Origin of the sequence: Achromobacter sp. E1, assembly GCF_037039475.1 — a bacterium.
GTDB lineage: Bacteria > Pseudomonadota > Gammaproteobacteria > Burkholderiales > Burkholderiaceae_B > Achromobacter > Achromobacter mucicolens.
The window spans coordinates 223,946-244,041 of record NZ_CP146253.1; the positions used below are offsets into that span (position 1 = coordinate 223,946).

A 20,096-nucleotide genomic window follows, 5' to 3' on the forward strand; every position below is an offset into this window, starting at 1 on the left:
TAATCACATTTGTGTAAGGGAATTAACTGCCAAATAAGTGAACATAAAGAAATCAAATTTCTTTATGGGTCGCGCACAATGCGTCGGTACTGAACTTACCCGGAGTCACTCCTATGTGCGGCATTGTTGGCGCCGTCGCCCAGCGCGACATCACCCCGATCCTCGTTGAAGGCCTGAAGCGCCTGGAATACCGCGGCTACGACTCCTGCGGTGTCGCCGTCTACGCCGACGGCCATCTGCGCCGCACGCGCAGCACGCAGCGCGTGGCCGAACTGGCCGATCAGGTTGCGCAGGACAAGGTCCAAGGCTTCACCGGCATCGCCCACACCCGCTGGGCCACGCACGGCGTTCCCGCCACGCACAACGCCCACCCGCACTTCTCGCACCTGGGCAACGACGAGCCGCGCATCGCGCTCGTGCACAACGGCATCATCGAAAACCACGACGAACTGCGCGCCGAGCTCCAGGCCGTCGGCTACGTCTTCGAAAGCCAGACCGACACCGAAGTCATCGCGCACCTGGTGAACCACCTGTACGCGGGCGACCTCTTCGAAGCCGTGCAGAACGCCGTGCGCCGCCTGCATGGCGCGTACGCCATCGCCGTGTTCTGCCGTGACGAACCGCATCGTGTGGTCGGTGCGCGCCAAGGCTCGCCGCTGGTGGTGGGCGTGGGCCAGAACGAGAACTTCCTGGCGTCCGACGCGCTGGCGCTGGCCGGCACGACCGACCAGATCATCTACCTGGAAGACGGCGACGTCGTCGACCTGCAACTCTCGCGCGTCTGGATCGTGGATGCTGCCGGCAAGAACGTCGACCGCGAAGTGCACACCGTGCACGTGCACACGGGCGCTGCCGAACTGGGCCCCTACCGCCACTACATGCAGAAGGAAATCTTCGAGCAGCCGCGTGCGGTCGGCGACACCCTGCAAGATATCGAATCCATCACGCCGGAGCTCTTCGGCGACGACGCCTACAAGATCTTCAAGGAAGTCGATTCCCTGTTGATCCTGGCCTGCGGCACCAGCTACTACGCGGGCCTGACCGCCAAGTACTGGATCGAATCGATCGCCAAGATCCCGGTCGCCGTCGAAATCGCCAGCGAATACCGCTACCGCGACAGCGTGCCGAACCCGCGCTCGCTGGTCGTGACGATCTCGCAGTCCGGCGAAACCGCCGACACGCTGGCCGCCCTGAAGCACGCGCGCTCGCTGGGCATGGAAAACACGCTGACCATCTGCAACGTGTCCACCAGCGCGATGGTGCGCGAGTGCAAGCTGTCGTACATCACGCGCGCCGGCGTTGAAATCGGCGTGGCTTCGACCAAGGCCTTCACTACCCAGCTCACCGCGCTGTTCCTCCTGACCCTGGCGCTGGCGCAAACGCGCGGCAAGCTCACGGAAGAGCAGGAAGCCGAGCACCTGAAGGCGCTGCGCCACCTGCCGTCCGCCATCGGCTCGGTGCTGGCGCTGGAACCCCAGATCATGGCGTGGGCCGATCGCTTCGCCTCGAAGGAAAACGCCCTGTTCCTGGGCCGCGGCATGCACTACCCGATCGCGCTGGAAGGCGCGCTCAAGCTCAAGGAAATCAGCTACATCCACGCCGAAGCCTATCCGGCCGGTGAACTGAAGCACGGCCCGCTGGCGCTGGTCACCGAGCACATGCCGGTCGTCACCATCGCACCCAAGGACGAGCTGCTGGAAAAGCTGAAGTCCAACATGCAGGAAGTGCGCGCGCGCGGCGGCGAGCTGTATGTGTTTGCCGACGCCGACAGCAAGATCCAAAGCGCCGAAGGCATGCACGTGATCCGCATGCCGGAACACTATGGCAAGCTGTCGCCGATTCTGCATACGGTGCCGCTGCAGTTGCTGTCGTATCACACGGCATGCGCGCGGGGTACCGATGTGGATAAGCCGCGGAATTTGGCAAAGAGCGTGACGGTGGAGTGATGCGGTAGCGGCTGCATCAGTTGGAGAAGGATAAATAAAGTCGGTCGCGCGGAATAAACCCGGTCGCAGCGACAACTTCTATCGATTCCTTCCATCTGCCCGCAATATCAGCTTTGTTCGAGTGCAAGGGCCGCGTAAGCGGCCCTTGTTCACATTTACCGTGCGCCGCGTGACGTGCAAGGTCTGGATGGGCGACGTGCGGGCAGCTAGGTTGCGGCGGGCGCCTTTTGGAGGCGTTTTGTAATTTCTGCTTCCGGCACGGCTTTGGAAAACAGGAACCCCTGCATTTCGTCGCATCCGGCAGCACGCAGGAAGTCGCGTTGCGCTGCCGTCTCCACCCCTTCGGCGTTGACTGTCAGGCCCATCGAGCGCCCCAGCGTTACCACCGCGTTCACGATGGCGGTGGAATCGCTTCCCTCTCCGATATTTGCGACGAAACTCCGGTCAATCTTGATCTTGTCGACGGCGAACCGTTGCAGGTAGCTCAAGCTGGAGTAACCCGTTCCAAAATCGTCCAGCGCGATCCGGAAGCCGGCGGCGCGCAGCTTGCCGATAGCCTTCTGCACCCGGCCGTCGTCTTCGATGAGCACGCCTTCAGTGACCTCCAGCTCGATCTGCGCCGGATCGACTTCAGCGCGCCGCACCAGATCGATAACGCGTTCGGCAAAGTCGGCGCCGCGAAACTGCTTCGGGGAGAGGTTTACCGCAATGGACAGGCTTGGCCACTGACGCGCCGCGCGGCAGGCTTGTTTCAATACCCATTCCCCGAGCGGCACGATGAGGCCCGTGGATTCAGCCACCGGCACAAAGATCTGCGGCGACACGGTGCCCTTGGCCGGGTGCTTCCATCGCACTAGCGCTTCAACGCCCACGAGTTGCTGCGTGCCGCTGTCGATCTGCGGCTGGAAATGGACCTGGAGCTGGTCGCTGTCCGCCAGCGCGGCGCGTAAATCCTCTTCGATCACGGCCTTCGCCTTGAGCGTTTCGTCCATCTCCGGGGCGAAGAAGCTGTACTGGTTCCTGCCTAGATCCTTGGCGCGGTAGAGCGCGATGTCGGCCTTGCGCAGCAGCTCGCTGCGCGTGGTGCCGTCGCGCGGGGCCATCGACACACCGATGCTCGCGCCCACGAAGGCGCGGCCGCCCATCAGGTCGAAAGGCGCGCGCACATCGGCCAGGATGCGGCGTGTCAGATCGGTGGCACCCGCTTCGGTGGCGTTCTGCATCAGGACGGCGAACTCGTCGCCGCCCAGGCGCGCGACCGAGTCTTCCGGGCCGACGGCAAGCTTGACGCGTCGGGTGAACTCCTGGATGAGCGCATCGCCCGCGGCGTGGCCCCATGTGTCGTTGACCTGCTTGAAATGGTCCAGATCCAGCAGCAGCACCGCGCAGCTTGCATCGGGCCGCCGGCGGACCAAAGCCTGATCGAGACAGGTGCCGAAATACGCGCGATTTGGCAGGCCGGTCAGCACGTCGTGAAAGGCAAGATGCTGGGCGTGCGCTTCGCTCGCCTTCAGTTCCACATGGGCCTTGCGCAGGGCGGAGAGGTGCGCCTGCTGTTGGCGCAGAAGCCGGTAGGTGCGCAGTGCCAGCAACGCCACCAGAATGAGCGTGCCGGCGAGCATGGCGGCAACCGCGGGCAGCATGGCGCGCCAGAGTTCGGAGCCGGGCAGATCCGGCCGCCACATCAGGTAGCCGAGCAAGGTGCCGTCTGAGGACCGGAGGCGCTCCTCGCGCTCGTCGGCATGCACATGGCGGGCGCGCACGGGATGGTAATGGAGCGCGTCGATCAGGTTGTCCCGTGAGAACGCGCGCAAAAAATCGCCATCGATGAACCGGACGCTGACGAGCAGATTCCGGGACGCGATTGCCGGCGTGTCCAGGTTGGGCGGAAACCGTGCGACGCGCATGACGCTCACGACGGCTGGCCGCTGGCCGATCATGGCAAGGTCGGTGGCGTGCACCGCAGCCGCTGTGGTGCGTGTGGATGCGTCGGGCGCGGGCGGCTGGCCGGGCAGGCGTTCGTGGTCGTTGTTGGGCCGGGTAGCCTCGCCCCGCGTCAATGCGATGAACGGGCGGATGTCGGGCTCGAATGCCGCGTAGCGTTCCGGCGGAACGCGTTCGCCGTAGACGTTTCCATAGCGCATCTCGTTGTCCGGTCCGAGCACAAACACCAGATCGTGCTTGAACAGGCGGTGCAGCCATGCGCCCACGTTGTCATCCAGCCAGGCCTGGTCGGGCGTGGGCTTGTCCAGCTCGTCAAAGAGCATGTCCCAGACGGCCACCGTTTCCTGGGCCTGCGCCACGTCGTCCAGGACGTTGCTGATCGCAAGCTGCAATTCCTTGCTCTGGCGCATCGCTGACATGTCGTCGCTTTTTTCGACGGACAAATGCAGGGAAAACAGCATCGCCGCTAGAAATACGCCAAAGGCGATCAACAGCAGGACAAGCAGGCCGCCAGCGGATCGGGGAAGCGATCCTTTTGATTGTGTCATGCCGGTACAGCTCCGTTTTGTTGAGGGCGGCAACGCAAATTACGTGCCCGCACGTTCGCGCCGTCCACCTTGCGTGCCGGCAATCCGCTCCATGCATGCCTGGGGCTTTGCGGCATGGTATTTGCTGCATGCAATGCCCCCACAACTGCGATCCGCTGCGGATCAAAGATTCCGATGGTTTCCGCGCAAGCGCACAGCTGGGCCGACGATCCGTCGCTGCCCCAATCTCCCCTGGCCGTGATATCGCCTCATTTGGATGACGCCATCCTGAGTTGCGCCGGCTTGCTCGCCGCGCGCCCCGGCAGTACGGTCGTGACGGTGTACACGGCACGGGCGCCCACGCCGAACCTGCTTACGGACTGGGACCGCCGCTGCGGTTTCGCCAATGCCGCCGCCGCGATGGAGTGCCGGCTGGCGGAAGACCGGGAAGCGCTGCGCAGGGTGGGCGCGACCGGAAAGGGGCTGGATTTTCTGGACAGCCAATACACCTCGACGGCGGACGAGGATGCGCCGCTGATCACCGAGCGTCTGTTTCACCTGCTGATGAGGCTGGCGCCCGCGACCGTGGTCATGCCACTGGGCCTGTTCCACAGCGATCACGTGCGGGTCAGCGACGCCGCCCTGATGATCCGCGATGCGTTGCCGGGCGTTGCCTGGTTCGGTTACGAGGATGTGCCATATCGCCGGCAGCAAGGTGTCGTGCAGGCACGGCTGTCGCAGTTGCAGGCGCGCGGCGTGACGGCCACGCCGGCGCACCTGGCGGTCGATGCGGCGGACAAGGCGCGAGCCATCGGCGTCTACGCGTCGCAGTTGATGGGACTGGACAGCACGGCACTGAAACTGGCCGTGCATGAAACGTATTGGCGGCTTACGGACAGCGCCAGGGATGCGGTCTGAGATGGCGCGTGCGGCACATATTATGTCCAGCCGCGTATCGATCGTCGTGCTGACCTACAACCGGTGTGAAGAGGTCTGCCGGACCCTGCGCGGGCTGCGCGCGTTGCAGAGCGGCCATCGCATCATCGTGGTGGACAACGGCTGCACCGACGACACCGCAAGTTGCGTGAGGCGCCAATTTCCGGATGTGACGCTTGTCCAGGCCGGGGGCAATCTAGGGGCTGCCGGACGGAACTGGGGCGTCGAGCTTGTCCGGACGCCCTACGTTGCCTTCAGCGACGACGACACGTGCTGGTTACCCGGCGCGTTGGAAGAGGCAATCCGCATCCTGGACGGGCATGGGGACATCACCGTCCTGAATGCGCAGATACGGGTGGGCGACGACGAATCCCTGGACCCTGCGTGCGCCGCGATGGCGGGCAGTCCCCTGCCCGGCGTGGAAGGCGTGGGGCCTGAACTGACCGGCTTCATGGCCGGCGCCTGCGTGATGAGGACATGTGCGTATCGCCGCGCGGGCGGTTATTGGCCGCCGTTGTTCATCGGTGGCGAAGAGGAGTTGTTGGCGCTGGACATCCTGGCCGATGGCGGCCGCATCGTCTACGCGCCCGCCGTGCGGACGCGCCATTGGCCATCGACGGCTCGCGACTCAGAGAGGCGCCGCCGCCTGATGGCGCGCAATGCGTTGTGGATTGCCTGGATGCGCTTTTCCGTGCCCATGGCGGCCGCGCGCAGCGTGACCGTGCTGCGTGCGGTGCCGACCTGGCGCATGCGCCTTGCAGTGTGTGCGGAGGCAATGGCGGGATGGGCGCAAGTGTTGCGACATCGCCGTGTGCTGGACATGGCGGTCTGCCGCAAGCTGCAGCAGGTGTGGGAGGGTGGGCAACCGGCGTGCCGTGGTGGAGACGCTCAGCTATAGCTGGTGACGTCATCGAACCGCGTGCATCAGAAAAGGACAGGCGACCGCGCGGCAGCCCCGAGGGCTCAGCCGCGTGGCCGCCTTATCGTTCTATATGAAGAACGCTGAAGCCAAAAATCGCCATCTACCGCCAGATTGTCCCGCCGAATATAGTTCTTGTCATGGCAGCGACGCGCTGCAAGCAACACCCCAAACCTACCTCTCCAAGGACACTGACATGACCCAAAATACCGCCAAGCTCGAAGTGCTGACCCCCGAAAACAGCCAGATCATCTTCATCGATCACCAGCCGCAAATGGCCTTCGGCGTGCAGTCGATCGACCGCCAGACGCTGAAGAACAACGTCGTGGGGCTGGCCAAGGGGGCCAAGGCGTTCGACATTCCGGCCATCATCACCACCGTCGAGACCGAATCGTTCTCCGGCTACACCTATCCGGAATTGCTCGATGTCTTCCCGGAAAAGAAAGTGCTGGAACGCACCTCGATGAATTCGTGGGATGACCAGAAGGTGCGCGACGCGCTGGCCGCCAATGGCCGCAAGAAGGTGATCGTGGCCGGTCTCTGGACCGAAGTGTGCAATACCACCTTCGCCCTGAGCGCGATGCTGGAAGGCGAGTACGAGATCTACATGGTGTCCGACGCGTCCGGCGGCACGTCCAAGGAAGCGCATGACATGGCCATGCAACGCATGATCCAGGCAGGCGTGGTGCCGGTCACCTGGCAGCAGGTGCTGCTGGAGTGGCAACGTGACTGGGCCCGCCGCGACTCGTATGATGCCGTGATGGAAATCGTCAAGGAACACTCGGGCGCTTACGGCATGGGTGTGGATTACGCCTACACGATGGTGCACAAGGCCGGTCAGCGCACGCAGACCGCACACGAGGCGATCGCGCCCGTCGCGGCGCCGGTTACCGCTCGCTGAATCCCAGGCCCGCGGCCAATGCCGCGGGCTTTTTTTTCCATACCGCCTGGCCGCCCGGAGCCTCCCATGACGACAGCCGACACCCGCCCCGCCGACGCCCCGCCGTCCTCGCCTTTCGCGTACTCCGCCTTTTCAGTGATCTGGATCGCCACCGTGCTGTCCAACATCGGCACCTGGATGCACGACGTGGGCGCGGGCTGGCTCATGACGTCGTTGTCGCCGTCGCCGATGTTCGTGGCGCTGGTGCAGACCGCGGGCGCCTTGCCCGTCTTCCTGCTGTCGCTCCTGGCCGGCGCGCTCGCCGACACCATGGACCGCCGCAAGCTGCTGCTGATGGTGCAGATCGCGATGGGCGTCATTGCGCTGGCGCTTGGGCTGGTGGTGTGGTTTGGCCTGACGACGCCGTGGGTGCTGCTGGGCTTCACCTTGCTGATGGGTATTGGCACGGCGCTATCGGCGCCGGCCTGGCAGGCCATCGTCCCCAGCCTGGTGCCGCGTCCGTCGCTGCAGCAGGCCATCGCGACCAATAGCGTAGGCATCAACGTCAGCCGTGCCATTGGTCCGGCGCTAGCCGGCGTGCTGATTACCAGCATCGGCGTGGCGATTCCGTTCTTCGTCAATGCGGTCAGCTTCATCGTGGTCGTGGCCGCGCTTATCTGGTGGAAGCCGCCCGCCGCCGCTGAAAAGCGCCTGCCGCGCGAGCAGCTGTTTCATGCCATGCGTGCCGGTGTGCGCTTTGCGCTGCACAGCAAGCCGCTCAAGTCCACGCTGGTCCGCGCCGTTGCGTTCTTCCTGTTTGCCAGCGCCTACTGGGCCTTGCTGCCGGTGATCGTGCGTCAGGTGCTGCAGGGCGGCGCCTTGCTCTACGGCATCATCCTGGGCTGCGTCGGGGCGGGCGCGGTGATCGGCGCGATGGTGCTGCCGCCGCTGCGCAAGAAGCTGGGGCCTGACCGCAGCGTCATGGCCGGCACGCTGGGCACGGCGTTCACGCTGGTGGTGTTTGCGGTGGTGCCGCATCCCGTGGTGGCTGGTGCGTTCAGCTTCCTGGCGGGCGCTTCGTGGATCATGGTGCTGACCTCGCTCAACGTCTCGGCGCAGGTTGCGCTGCCGGACTGGGTGCGTGCCCGGGGCCTGGCGATCTTCGTGACGGTGTTCTTTGGGTCGATGACCGCGGGCAGCATGATCTGGGGTCAGACGGCGGTGCGTGCCGGCGTGCCCGCCGCGCTGCTGATCGCCGCCGCCGGTTCGGTGGTTGCGATGCTGCTGACCCGCAAGGCCAAGCTGCAGCTGGGCGCGGACCTGGACCTTGCGCCGTCGATGCACTGGCCCGAGCCGCTGATCGATCAAGGGGTGTCGCATGATCGTGGCCCGGTCATGATCACGGTCGAATACCTGATCGACCCGGCACGCAGCGCCGACTTTGTGCAGGCCATGCAGCACGTCGGCGCCGAGCGCCGCCGCGACGGGGCCTACGCCTGGGGGATCTTCGAGGACGCGGCGCAGCCGGGCCGCTACCAGGAATACTTCCTCGTGACCTCGTGGCTGGAGCACCTGCGCCAGCATGAGCGTGTGACCCACGCCGACGCGGACCAGCAAGCCGAAGTGCGCGGTTTCCACATCGGCGACGCGCCGCCGAAGGTGTCCCACTTCGTGGCGCCGCAGCTGTCGTAATCGTGTTGTCATCGGATGCGGCACACGCGAGCCGCATTCTTTCGTTTGGATGCAGCCCTGGGCTTCATCCGTTTTTGAGTGGGACGGACAGGGCCGTCCCGCGCTGATCCGATCAACGTTCCGGCGCCAGCGCCTTGAGACTTTCAAGGCGTTCCAGCTCCTTTTTCTCCCGCTCCTTTCGGGCGCCTTCGCGATGAGACTTGATGGCGAGGAACATGCACACGCCCAAAATGGCGAGCTTGAACGTGCCGAAGACGACGGGGATCCAGAAATTCATCATTGCCTCAAAATGCTGCCTTCGGCAGCTTCGTGGACTCCCCGGCGATGCCCAACAAGGCCAGGAGCGCGCAGCGCGAGCGCTATAATCCATACAAGTTCGCAAATTCTACCTCCAAAATCCATACAAGAAGTTGAATCGTCCGGTCACGACTGCATTCCCTCTCGCCGGAAGCGGCAGAAAATCCATACATAAAGAAAAACCATGGCTCTCTCGCGTCGCCTGAAAAAAGCCAACACGTCGTGGGTGCGGCCCCTGACCGCGGGCTCGGGTTCCCGGTACCAGCAGATCGCCACGCAAATCGAGACAGCGGTGGAGGACGGTGTCCTTCGGCCCGGCGACCGGCTGCCCCCGCAGCGCGAACTGGCCCAGACCTTGGGCGTCGACCTGACGACCGTCACGCGCGCGTACACGGAAGTGCGCCAGAAGGGGATCCTGGAAGCGCAGGGAGCAGGCGGGACGTACGTGTCCTATTCGGGATTGGAGGCGGGCGGGACGATCGATCTGGGCATGAACATCCCGCCATTGCTTGGCAGTGCAGCGTTTGCAGACCTGCTTGCGCAAGGCAGCGGCGCCACCCAGGCAGCCGCAAGCGCAATGGATCTGATGAGCTACCACGTGGGCGCCGGCGCCAACCGGCATCGCGCGGTAGCCGCGACGTGGCTGCAGCCGATGACGGGCGACACGGACAGCGAGCGGATCGTGGTCTGCCCGGGCGCGCAAACGGCGATCGCGGCGCTGCTGCTGTCAAAGAGCCAATCGGGCGACGCCATTGCGTGCGATGCATTGACCTACCCGGGCTTTCTGGCCGCGGCCCGCCTGCTCCAGCGTTCGGCCGTTGGCGTGAAGTCAGATGAATTCGGCATGGACCCCGTCGACCTAGAACGCGTGTGCGAACGGCATCGTCCCGCCATGCTGTATTTGAACCCGACGATTCAGAACCCGACGGCGATCACGCTGTCCACGGAACGTCGAACGGCATTGCTGCGCATCGCGGCCAAACATGCGCTGCCGGTCATTGAAGACGATCCGTACTGGCTGTTGGCCGAGCATGCGCCCAGCACGATGTTTTCTCTGGCGGCCAACACGTCTTCGGCGCCGGTGTATTACGTGTCGACGCTGTCCAAATGCATCGCGCCCGGCCTTCGAACCGCCTATCTTGTCGTGCCTGCCGGCGAGCCGTTGAGTCCGGTGCTGGATGCCCTGCGTGCGCTGGCGCTGATGCCCACGCCCTGGATGACGGAGATGGCGACGACGTTAATCGAGTCGGGCGCTGCCGTTCACTGGCTGGCGCAGGTCAGGAGCGAGCTGCAGCATCGCCAAGCCGTCGCGGCATCGATCCTGCCGGGCAAGATTGATGCCGACCCGAATGGGCTGCACCTCTGGCTTGAATTGCCGCCTCATATCGACTGCTACCGGCTCAAGCAGACGGCGCTGGCGCAAGGGGTGAGCGTGACGGACTCGGCGTCATTTTCCACGGGGGCGTCCAGCCCCTTCGCGCTGCGTGTGTCGTTGGGCGGGGCGATTGACCGGACGCGTTTGACGCACGGTCTGACCCGGTTGGCGGAGCTGCTCAAGGGCGATATTGCGGCGCCGGTTTATCAGGTTTGATTTGCTTGGGTGCCGGGTTTCGCGCGTCGGCGTCGAAGTGCCGGGCGATACGGCGACGCCGAGCGCGTTAGAACGCTTCTCCCTGCCGCACCGCCAGCGCAGCCGCCGCCGCGCGCGTTTCCACGCCCAGTTTGACGTAGATGTGTTCCAGGTGTTTATTCACCGTTCGTGGCGACATGCCCAGAATCTCGGCGATGTCCCGATTCGTTTTTCCCTTGGCCAGCCAGCGCAGCACATCGGCCTCTCGCGGCGTCAGGCCGTAGGCGGTGGCCAATGGCGCCGTCTCCTGCAACAGCAGCAACGTTTCGCCGCTGCGCCGGGATGCCGACAGGCTCAAGGTCAAACGCCCTCGCGCGCTGGCCAGCACCAAGGGCTCAGCCGCCGGGCCGGCCTTCAGGTTGCGCGCCACCCAGTCCGCCAGGGGCGCGGGCAGCTCTGACGCATCTTCCGCGCAGCCAAAATACGCCGCCAACCAGATCCGCGCCTTGCCGGTCTTCCAGATCGGCTGCCCGCTCGCATCCAGCGCCACCACGGCGCGTGCGGCCGCATCGATCGCGTCAAAGGCGGCCGACAGGCTGCGCGCATTGCGCAGATGCGTTCGCAGCCGGGCCACCACCACGTCCGGGTCCAGCGGCTTGGTCACATAGTCGACGCCGCCGACGCGAAACGCCTTCAACACGTGCTCGGGCTCGGTCAGGCCCGTCATGAACACCACGGGCACGTCTCCCGCTGCGGGATGCGCTTTCAAGCGTGCGCAGGTCTCGAAGCCGTCCATGCCCGGCATCACCGCATCGAGCAGCACAATATCCGGCACCACGAAATCCACCCGTTCGATCGCCGACTGGCCATCGATTGCCACCAGCACCTGATAGCCCGCCGCATCCAGTGCGGTCGAGAGCATTTTCAGATTGTCCGGCGCGTCATCGACCAGCATGACGAGGTTCTTATCGGGCGTGGGCATGGTGACGCTGCACATGGTGTTTAAGCACCTGATTGAATTCACTCAGTTGAAACTCGCCTGCCAGCGCCCGCAGATGCGCCGTCAATTCGCGCGTTTCGGCGCGGCGGCCCCGTATTTCTTCCAGCTTGGCCTGGATACCCTTGATGTAGCCCATGGCCCCCAGTTCCAGCAGCGCCTCCGCATCCTCGCGTTCCAGCGCCACCCGATGCAGGTCACCCGCCGGCAGCGCCGCTTCGACCGGCGCCACTTGCCAGTCCAGCTTGAGCAAACGGCCCAGATGGTTCAGCAAGTCCTCGACCATCACCGGCTTGGCAATGAAGGCGTTGTGCCCGCTCTGCGCCGGGTCTTTCGGGTCCAGCCCCAGGATATTGGCCGACAGCATCACGATAGGGACGGCCACGCCTTCATCGCGCAGGCGCCGCACAACGTCCCATCCGGTCATGTCTGGCATCGAGACGTCCATCAGGATCAGCGCAGGCCGCAACGTGTGCACGCAGGCAAGGCACGCGGCGCCATGCGGCGCTTCGTGAACCTCAAAGCCCAGCGGCTCGAGCAGGTCGCGAACCAGGTGCCGCTGCGAGGGCTGGTCATCCACCGTCAGGATCCGCAGGCGCTTGCCGCGGTAGCCCACCACCAGCCCGGACGGCCGGGCGTCGCTGCGCGGCGAGCGCACCTCCGGCAGGAACAGTTTCAGCGTGAACACACTGCCGCGGCCGACGACGCTGCGCACTGTCAGCTCGCCGCCCATGATGCCGGTCAGCATGCGGCAGATGGTCAGCCCCAGGCCCGTGCCGGAATCGGCCTGTTCGACCCCCGCCCAGCTGCGCTCGAAGGGCAGAAAGATCCGTTCGAGATCCTCGGCCGGTATGCCTCGGCCGGTGTCCTCCACTTCGAACAACACCATGTCTGCTGCCGACTTGACGCGCATCGACACCTGTCCCGCCGAGGTGAACTTCAGCGCATTGCTCAACAGGTTGATCAGAATCTGCCGCAGCCGCTTTTCGTCGATATGCACGATGGCGGGAAGTTCGGCCGCTTCATAGCAGAAGGCCAGTCCCTTGAGCGTGCTTTGCGGCCTGAACATCTGCACGATCTGCTCCAGAAACTCGGGCAGGCGCAGCTCGCTGTTCTCGAGCCTTAGCCGGCCCGCCTCGATGCGTGCGATGTCCAGCAGACCGTCGATGAGACCGATCAAATGCTTGCCGCTGCGATGAATCACGTCGATCGCCTCGCGGCGCGCCGGTGGCAAGCCCGGGTCGCGCTGCAGAATCTGTGCGTAACCCAGAATGCTGTTCAATGGCGCGCGCAGCTCGTGGCTCATCCCGCCCATGAAACGGCTTTTAGCCAGATTGGCGCTTTCAGCCGCCTCCTTGGCCTGTTGCAACTGCGCGTCGGTCTGCTTGTGCGCCTGGATCTCGCGCAGCAGCAGATGGGTCTGGCGATCTGATTCCTCTTGCGCCACGCGCCGGCTTTCATGGGCCAGCACCAGCCACCAGGCGGCGACGCCGCCGATCAGCAGCAAGGCGGCATACAACTTCAGGAAGGTTGGCCGCAACCCCGAGGGATCCAGCCCGCCCCGCATGTGACTGGCGTATTCCTGGTAGTAGATCAGGCCCAGAATGCCGGCCAGCAGTGCGCCCATCCCCATCACAATCAGGAGGTAGTGGCCCAGGCGGCTATGCAGCAGCGGTGTGACCCGCGCCGGCAACACCCGGGTGAGGACCGCCTGCACCTGATCCTTCAAGCGTCCCTGCTGCTTGCAGCGATCCTGGCAGCGGGCGTCCAGCGTGCAGCACAAGGAACAGATGGACCCGTTGTAGGCTGGGCAATGCGCCATGTCCGGCTGTTCGAAGCGATTGGCGCAGATCACGCAGACATGATCGGAACCCGCGACATCGACCGGCGTGCGCGCCAGGTTGTAGCGGCCGCGCGTGCGCCAGGCGATGACCGGCGCGCAGACAAAGGCGGCCAGCAAGGCGACGAACGGCGACAAGGCCTGCGCCAGCGCGCCCGCCGTGCCCGGGAACACGCCGGCAAAGGCCAGCAGGCCCAGTGTCATGGCGATCAGCATGCTGCCCACGCCCACCGGATTGATGTCATACAGATAGGCGCGGCGGAATTCGATCCGGGCCGGCGACAGCCCCAGCGGCTTGTTGATCACCAGATCGGCCACCAGCGCCCCTATCCAGGCCAGCGCAACGTGCGAGAACACCGCCAGCACATGCTCCAGCGCGCCGAACACGCCCATCTCCATCAGGACCACCGAGATCAGCACGTTGAACACCAGCCACACCACCCGCCCTGGATGGCTATGCGTGATGCGTGCGAAGAAATTGGACCAGGCCAGCGAGCCGGCATACGCATTGGTCACATTGATCTTGACCTGCGAGATCACCACGAAGGCCGTTACCAGGGCCAGCGCCAGGCCCGGATGGCTGACGACATAGGTATAGGCCGCCAGATACATATGCGTGGGGTCGCCCGCCTTGTCGGGCGGCGTGCCCAGGGACAGGGCCAGCCAGGCCAGAAAGGCCCCGCCCAGGATCTTGGCCGCGCCGGGCACGATCCAGCCCGGGCCCGCGCAGACAAGGGCGAGCCACCAGCGCGTGCGGTTGGCGGCCGTGCGTTCGGGCAGAAAGCGCAGAAAGTCGACTTGCTCGCCGATCTGCGTGACCAGCGAGGCGGCCACCGCAACGGCCGAACCAAACATCAGCAGATTGAAATTGCCGCCCCGGCCGTCGTAGCCCGGAAACCGCAGGAATTCCTGCAATGTTCCGGGATCGCGCCAGGCGATGAACGCATAGGGCAAGAGCAGCAGCACCAGCCAGATCGGCTGCGTCCAGGATTGCAGCCGGCTGATGAAGGTAATGCCATAAGCCACCATGGGCAGGATGACGACGGCGCACAAGAGGTAGCCGATGGACAGCGGCAGGCCGGTCGCCAGCTCGATGGCCAGCGCCATGATGGCCGCTTCCAGCGCGAAAAAGATGAAGGTGAAGGAGGCGTAGATCAGCGAGGTAATCGTCGAGCCGATGTAGCCAAAGCCGGCCCCTCGCGTCAGCAGATCCATGTCCAGACCATGGCGCGCCGCGTAGTAGGCGATCGGCAACCCGGTCAGAAAGGTGACGATCGCCACGGCGATGATGGCCCAGAACGCATTGACGAAGCCGTAGTTCAGCGCCAGCGCGCCGCCGATGGCTTCCAGCGCCAGGAACGACACGGCGCCCAGCGCGGTATTGGCGACCCGTAATTCGGACCACTTGCGAAACGACACGGGGGTGAAACGCAGCGCATAGTCTTCCAGCGTCTCATTGGCGACCCAGGTGTTGTAGTCGCGACGGATCTTGACGATGCGTTGGGGCGCGCTGGCAGACAAATCGGGCTCCGCGGAAGGTGGGGATACGTCATTGAACGTAGATGCCGTTGTAACGCCCTGGGGGCGGCGGTGGCTCTACGTCAATCAACGTATGTTGCAGTGCGTCATAGGCTCCTAGTATGCCCTCACCCTCCGGGCTGCGGCATGTGCCGCGCATGCTCGGTTTCCCTGGTCGTGATCCATTGAGGAGTCATCGATGTCTGGCAAAACCCCTTTTGATAATGCCCCGGAGCTGCCCTCGCGCCGGCGCCTGGCCCTGGCTTTTGCCTCTCTGCCGCTGCTGGGCATACCGGCGCTGTCGCGGGCCGCTGCGCCGGCCACCTCGGCCATCAACACCACCGGCCTGGCCATTACCGACACCGAAGTCACGGTAGGCCAATTGCACTCGGCGACCGGCACCATGGCCATCAGCGAGACGGGGTCGATTCAATCCGAGCGTCTGGCCATCGAGCAGATCAACGCCATGGGCGGCATTCTGGGCCGCAAGATCAAGATCATCCAGGAAGACGGCGCCTCGGACTGGCCGACGTTTGCCGAAAAGGCCCGCAAGCTGCTGGTCAGCGACAAGGTCGCCACGGTGTTCGGCTGCTGGACCTCGGCGTCGCGCAAGGCGGTCCTGCCGGTGTTCGAGAAAGAAAACGGCCTGCTCTACTACCCGACGTTTTATGAAGGCCTGGAGCAGTCCAAGAACGTCTTCTATACCGGCCAGGAGGCCACGCAGCAGATCCTGTCCAGCCTGGACTGGCTGGCGCGCGAGAAGAAGGCGCGCTCCTTCTACCTGATCGGCTCTGATTACATCTGGCCCCGCACGTCCAACAAGATCGCCCGCAAGCACATCGAGAACGTGCTCAAGGGCGAAGTGGTCGGCGAGGAATACTACCCGCTGGGCCACACGCAGTTCGGCTCGCTGATCAACAAGATCAAGCTGAAAAAGCCCGACGTGGTGTTTGCCGTGGTGGTGGGTGGCAGCAATGTGTCGTTCTACAAGCAGCTCAAGGCGGCGGGCGTCACGAGCAGCAAGCAAAAGCTCCTGACCATCTCCGTGACCGAGGATGAACTGCTGGGCATTGGCGGTGAAAACGCCGAGGGCTTCTGGTCCTGCATGAAGTACTTCCAGAGCCTGGACAACGCCAACAACAAGAAGTTCGTCGAAGCCTTCAAGGCCAGGTATGGCGCCAACGCCGTGATTGGCGATGTGACCCAGGCGGCCTATCTGGGACCCTGGCTGTGGAAGATGGCGGTGGAGAAGGCGGGCAGCTTCGATGTCGACAAGGTGGTCGCCGCGTCGGCCGGCCTGGAATTCAAGGAAGCGCCCGAAGGCTACGTCAAGATCGACCCCAACCACCACCTGTGGAGCAAGACCCGCATTGGCCAGATTCGCAAGGACGGCCAGTTCGACGTGATCTTCGAGACCCCGGAGCTCATCAAGCCCGATCCCTTCCCCAAGGGTTATCAGTAATCACGTCGATCCGGGCGCCGCGCGCGACGCCCTTTCCACTGCCGGGAGCCATCCATGGAATCCTTCTCCGATCTTGGGGCCATCCTGCTGATGCAGGGCTTTAATGGTTTATCGGTCTTCAGCGTGTTGTTGCTGATGGCCCTGGGCCTGGCGATCATCTTTGGCCAGATGGGCGTCATCAACATGGCCCATGGCGAGTTCCTGGCAGTGGGCGCCTATTGCACCTATCTCTGTTCCGAACTGGTCCAGCAGTACGCGCCAGGCCTGATGCCGGCCTACTTCTTTGTCGCCATTCTGTTCGCCTTTGCGGTGACCTTCAGCCTGGGCTGGCTGACCGAGTGGCTGATGATCCGTCATCTGTACCGCAGGCCGCTGGACACGCTGCTGGCGACCTGGGGCCTGTCGCTGGTGCTGCAGCAGACGCTGCGTTCGCTGTTCGGTCCGCGTGAAGTCAGCCCCACGCTGCCCGATTGGCTGATGGGCTCCTGGCAGCCGCTGGACGGCGTGGACATCCCGATCAATGGCCTGTTCGTCATGTCGATCAGCATCGTGCTGACCGGCGCGCTGCTTCTGGCGTTGTTCCGGTCGACCTGGGGCCTGCACGTGCGCGCCACGGTGCAGAACCGCGCCATGAGCGGCGCGGTGGGCATCGATACGAAGCGCGTGGACCGCGTGACGTTCTCGCTGGGTTGCGGGATTGCCGGGATTGCCGGCGCCGCTTTCACGACCATCGGTTCAACCGGCCCGACCAGCGGCTCGCTCTACATCGTCGATACGTTCCTGACGGTCGTGTTTGGCGGCGCGGCCAGCTTGTTCGGCACCATCGCTTCGGCCTTCGTCATCGCGCAGACGCAATCGATCTCGGAGTTCTTCATGACCGGTTCGATGGCCAAAGTGCTGACGCTGTCGGCCATCGTGATCATTCTGATGCTGCGCCCGCAAGGCCTGTTCAGCATCAAGGTACGCAGGTAGGGGGCGCATCATGCAGAAATTCTTTCATAACGTGATCGGCGGGCGCGAAGGGCTGGCAGGGCTGGCCATTCTGGCGCTGCTGCTGTTCGTGGTGTTTCCGTTGGCGCTGGACGTCTTCCGGCTCAACCTGATCGGCAAGTACCTGTCTTATGCCTTTGTCGCGCTGGGCCTGGTGCTGTGCTGGGGCTATGGCGGCATCCTGAGCCTGGGCCAGGGGGTGTTCTTCGGGCTGGGCGGCTATTGCATGGCGATGTTTCTGAAGCTGGAAGCCTCGACACCGGAGGCTACCAAGATTCAGTCCACGCCCGGTATCCCGGACTTCATGGATTGGAACCAGCTGACGTCGCTGCCCTGGTTCTGGGTGCCCTTCAAGAGCTTCTGGTTCACCGTGATGGCGGTGCCGGTGCTGCCCTGCCTGCTGGCGTTGATTCTGGGCGCGGCCATGTTCAAGCGCCGCGTGGGCGACACCTATTTCGCCATCGTGACGCAGGCCGTGGCCCTGATCCTGTCGGTGCTCATCATCGGCCAGCAAGGCTGGACGGGCGGCGTCAATGGCATCACCGATCTGAAGACGTTGCTGGGCTGGGATATCCGCACGGACAGCGCCCGGCTGGTGCTGTACTTCATCAACGGCGTGCTGCTGTTCGCGTGCATCCTGTTCGGGCGATACCTGCTGTCGTCCAAACTGGGCAAGCTTCTGATGGCCATGCGCGACAAAGAGGAACGCGTGCGCTTCTCGGGCTATGACGTCGCCAGCTTCAAGGTCTTCGTGTTCTGCGTGGCCGCCGTGTTCTCGGCGATCGGCGGGGCCATGTTCACCTTGCAGGTCGGCTTCATGTCGCCTTCCTTCGTGGGGATCGTGCCATCCATTGAAATGGTCATCTTTGCCGCGGTCGGCGGCCGGCTGTCCTTGTTGGGCGCGGTCTACGGCACGCTGCTGGTCAACTTCGGCAAGAGCTATTTCTCCGAGAGTTTCCCGCAGCTCTGGCTGTTCCTGATGGGCGGGCTGTTCATTGCGGTCGTGATGGCGTTTCCCAACGGACTGGCCGGTCTGTATCACCAATACACCCAGAAGCGCCTGGCGCGTAAAGCATCGCGCCAGCAGGCGGATGGCGCCGCGGAGGCAGCATGAACCCGTCAGAATTCGCGTTGTATATCGAAGGCCTGACCGTGTCGTTCAACGGCTTTGTCGCCGTCAACGACCTGAACCTGTACGTCGATCAAGGAGAGCTGCGCGTGGTCATCGGCCCCAATGGCGCCGGCAAGACCACGCTGCTGGACCTGATCTGCGGCCGCACCAAGGCGACCGCGGGCTCGATCCGATTCAAGGATACCGAGCTGACCGGTCTGGCCGAGTACGAAATCGTGCGCGCCGGCGTGGGCCGCAAATTCCAGACGCCCTCCATCTATGAAACCCTGTCCGTTCGCGAGAATCTGGAAGTCTCGTTTCCGGCCGGGCGCAGCGTGCTGGGCGCGCTGACCTTCAGGCGCAGCGCGGCCGTGATCGAGCGGGTGGAGCAGGTGGCCGAAGAGATATTTCTTGCCGACCAGCTCGACCGCTCGGCGGAGTTGCTGTCGCACGGCCAGAAGCAATGGCTGGAGATCGGCATGCTGCTGATGCAGGAGCCCGAATTGATGATGCTGGACGAACCCGTGGCCGGCATGAGCGTGTCCGAGCGCGAGCGCACGGCCGAACTGCTCAATCGAATCAGCCGGAATCGATCGCTCATCGTGATCGAGCATGACATGGAGTTCGTCAAGAACATCGCGCACAAGGTCACGGTGCTGCACCAGGGCCGTGTGCTGGCCGAGGGCAGCATGGACAAGGTGCAGTCCGATCCGCGCGTGGTTGAAGTCTATCTCGGCCACTAAGGCCAGGAGGCAATATGTTCAATATCGCTGGCCTGGTGTCGGGCTATGGGCAAAGCAAAGTCATCCACGGTGTCGACCTGGCCGTGGCCCCTGGTGAAATCGTCGCCGTGATGGGGCGAAACGGCATGGGCAAGACCACGCTATTCAAGACCATGATGGGGATGCTGCCCACCATGCAGGGCTCGATCTCGCTCGATGGCAAGGCGCTCGAACGCCTGGAAAGCCATCAGCGCGTGCGTAGCGGCGTGGCCTATGTGCCGCAAGGCCGCATGATCTTCCCGACGCTCACTGTCGAGGAAAACATCCGTACCGGCATGCGCGGGCGGGCATTGCGCAACACCATCCCTGAGGACATCTACGCGCTGTTTCCGGTGTTGCACGAAATGCGCGGCCGGCGGGGCGGCGATCTGTCAGGCGGGCAGCAGCAGCAGCTTGCCATCGCGCGCGCCCTGGTCACCAACCCCCGCGTGCTGCTGCTGGACGAGCCAACCGAGGGCATACAGCCGTCCATCATCAAGGACATCGCCCGCAGCCTGCTGGAGATCCGCAAATTGCGCAGCCTGGCCATTGTGGTGTCCGAACAAGTCTTGAGTTTCACCATGCAGATCGCCGACCGGCTCATCGTGATCGACAAGGGCCGCTTCGTGCACGAAGACCCGCGCGGGCGCGTGGACGAAAAGACGATCAGCAAATACCTGTCTGTCTGAAGCCGTTGTCCATCCAA

The 20,096-nt window shown here is 64.0% G+C and carries 15 protein-coding genes; 11 read left to right on the forward strand and 4 right to left on the reverse strand.

Going from position 1 to position 20,096, the window contains the following annotated elements; genetic code table 11:
- Positions 1 to 113: 113 nt before the first annotated feature.
- Entirely contained in the window at positions 114 to 1,946 is a 1,833-nt protein-coding gene (gene glmS, locus V6V88_RS01090; RefSeq protein WP_056320281.1) for a glutamine--fructose-6-phosphate transaminase (isomerizing), read from the forward strand.
- Between the two features lie 206 nt (positions 1,947 to 2,152).
- Here glmS and V6V88_RS01095 read toward each other — a convergent pair whose 3' ends face one another.
- Positions 2,153 to 4,438 (reverse strand): EAL domain-containing protein, encoded by a 2,286-nt coding sequence (locus V6V88_RS01095; protein ID WP_338617330.1) that lies wholly within the window; start codon positions 4,436 to 4,438, stop codon positions 2,153 to 2,155.
- Between the two features lie 174 nt (positions 4,439 to 4,612).
- Between V6V88_RS01095 and V6V88_RS01100 the strand changes: the two genes are divergently transcribed.
- The 4 genes from V6V88_RS01100 to V6V88_RS01115 all read left to right on the forward strand — a co-directional run bounded on the left by V6V88_RS01100 (position 4,613) and on the right by V6V88_RS01115 (position 8,844).
- Positions 4,613 to 5,335, forward strand: a complete 723-nt coding sequence (locus V6V88_RS01100; protein ID WP_280002880.1) for a PIG-L family deacetylase — start codon at positions 4,613 to 4,615, stop codon at positions 5,333 to 5,335.
- Between the two features lie 22 nt (positions 5,336 to 5,357).
- Positions 5,358 to 6,251, forward strand: coding sequence for a glycosyltransferase (locus tag V6V88_RS01105; RefSeq protein ID WP_280002878.1), 894 nt, complete (start codon positions 5,358 to 5,360; stop codon positions 6,249 to 6,251).
- Positions 6,252 to 6,468: 217 nt separating this feature from the next.
- A complete protein-coding gene (locus V6V88_RS01110; protein WP_280002876.1) occupies positions 6,469 to 7,173 on the forward strand; it encodes a hydrolase in 705 nt (234 codons plus the stop codon).
- A 66-nt stretch (positions 7,174 to 7,239) separates the two neighbouring features.
- The gene (locus V6V88_RS01115; protein ID WP_338617335.1) at positions 7,240 to 8,844 is read left to right on the forward strand and encodes an MFS transporter; all 1,605 of its coding nucleotides are present in this window, start codon (positions 7,240 to 7,242) and stop codon (positions 8,842 to 8,844) included.
- 112 nt (positions 8,845 to 8,956) lie between these two features.
- Here V6V88_RS01115 and V6V88_RS01120 read toward each other — a convergent pair whose 3' ends face one another.
- Positions 8,957 to 9,124 (reverse strand): hypothetical protein, encoded by a 168-nt coding sequence (locus V6V88_RS01120; RefSeq protein ID WP_155721921.1) that lies wholly within the window; start codon positions 9,122 to 9,124, stop codon positions 8,957 to 8,959.
- Between the two features lie 201 nt (positions 9,125 to 9,325).
- Here V6V88_RS01120 and V6V88_RS01125 point away from each other — a divergent pair, with 201 nt between their 5' ends.
- On the forward strand, positions 9,326 to 10,732 hold the full coding sequence (locus tag V6V88_RS01125) for a PLP-dependent aminotransferase family protein (RefSeq protein WP_223573905.1): 1,407 nt from the start codon (positions 9,326 to 9,328) through the stop codon (positions 10,730 to 10,732).
- 67 nt (positions 10,733 to 10,799) lie between these two features.
- Here the strand turns inward: V6V88_RS01125 and V6V88_RS01130 are convergent, their stop codons facing one another.
- The gene (locus V6V88_RS01130) at positions 10,800 to 11,693 is read right to left on the reverse strand and encodes a response regulator transcription factor (RefSeq protein ID WP_223573907.1); all 894 of its coding nucleotides are present in this window, start codon (positions 11,691 to 11,693) and stop codon (positions 10,800 to 10,802) included.
- Positions 11,677 to 15,069 (reverse strand): ATP-binding protein, encoded by a 3,393-nt coding sequence (locus tag V6V88_RS01135; protein WP_263293015.1) that lies wholly within the window; start codon positions 15,067 to 15,069, stop codon positions 11,677 to 11,679. The genes V6V88_RS01130 and V6V88_RS01135 overlap by 17 nt, the downstream gene beginning before the upstream one ends.
- Before the next feature lie 196 nt (positions 15,070 to 15,265).
- Here V6V88_RS01135 and urtA point away from each other — a divergent pair, with 196 nt between their 5' ends.
- Genes urtA through urtE form a run of 5 tightly spaced genes read left to right on the forward strand, consistent with a single transcriptional unit; the run spans position 15,266 to position 20,079 of the window.
- Entirely contained in the window at positions 15,266 to 16,528 is a 1,263-nt protein-coding gene (gene urtA, locus V6V88_RS01140) for an urea ABC transporter substrate-binding protein (RefSeq protein WP_062841629.1), read from the forward strand.
- Positions 16,529 to 16,582: 54 nt separating this feature from the next.
- Positions 16,583 to 17,500: an urea ABC transporter permease subunit UrtB gene (gene urtB, locus V6V88_RS01145; protein WP_062841628.1), complete on the forward strand. Its 918-nt coding sequence runs from the start codon at positions 16,583 to 16,585 to the stop codon at positions 17,498 to 17,500.
- Between the two features lie 10 nt (positions 17,501 to 17,510).
- Positions 17,511 to 18,632, forward strand: a complete 1,122-nt coding sequence (gene urtC, locus V6V88_RS01150; protein ID WP_056320642.1) for an urea ABC transporter permease subunit UrtC — start codon at positions 17,511 to 17,513, stop codon at positions 18,630 to 18,632.
- The gene (gene urtD, locus V6V88_RS01155) at positions 18,629 to 19,372 is read left to right on the forward strand and encodes an urea ABC transporter ATP-binding protein UrtD (protein WP_108696590.1); all 744 of its coding nucleotides are present in this window, start codon (positions 18,629 to 18,631) and stop codon (positions 19,370 to 19,372) included. The genes urtC and urtD overlap by 4 nt, the downstream gene beginning before the upstream one ends.
- Positions 19,373 to 19,386: 14 nt before the next feature.
- On the forward strand, positions 19,387 to 20,079 hold the full coding sequence (urtE, locus tag V6V88_RS01160; protein WP_056320648.1) for an urea ABC transporter ATP-binding subunit UrtE: 693 nt from the start codon (positions 19,387 to 19,389) through the stop codon (positions 20,077 to 20,079).
- Positions 20,080 to 20,096 lie beyond the last annotated feature (17 nt).